This is a genomic window from Vibrio sp. 1580 (assembly GCF_033340055.1).
The window spans coordinates 1-507 of sequence record NZ_JAWOVT010000791.1 but is presented as its reverse complement, the minus strand read 5'-3'; the positions used below and the strand labels follow the sequence as shown (position 1 = coordinate 507).

Below are 507 nucleotides of genomic sequence, written 5' to 3'. Positions count from 1 at the left end.
AAGCTTAATGCATTGAACCAGCGTAGGAATGGTGTCGAGACGCAGCAGCGGTAAGAACCAACGGTAAATTTCTAACGCTTCTGCATAACGGCCTTGGCTCGCCAGTTTGTAAATTGCAACTGATTCTTCTGGGAACGCATTGGTTAAGCCAGAAATCCAGCCTGTCGCTCCTAACATCAGCGACTCAAGCGCAATATCATCAACACCGCTGAACACGGTAAAACGATCATCGAACTTGTTGTAAAGCTCAGTGATACGACGCGTGTCGGTAGTCGACTCTTTGATTGCAACAATGCTGTCAAACTCAGCCAGCTTCGCCATGATATCGAGATTTACATCGACGCCGTACGCAACAGGGTTGTTGTAAATCATGATAGGCATCTCTGGTGTCGCTTCTGCCAGCGTGCGGTAGTAATCATATGTTTCGCTTTCAGACGTGCGGTAGACCATCGCAGGCATCACCATACACCCGTCGATACCAATTTTGTGCGCGTCTTGCATGTAATC

At 48.1% G+C, this 507-nt stretch carries 1 protein-coding gene; it reads right to left on the bottom strand.

What is annotated here, in order from left to right:
• Positions 1 to 507, bottom strand: a 507-nt coding sequence (locus R7093_RS28405) for a dihydrodipicolinate synthase family protein (protein ID WP_318147433.1), incomplete at both ends; no start/stop codon positions are given.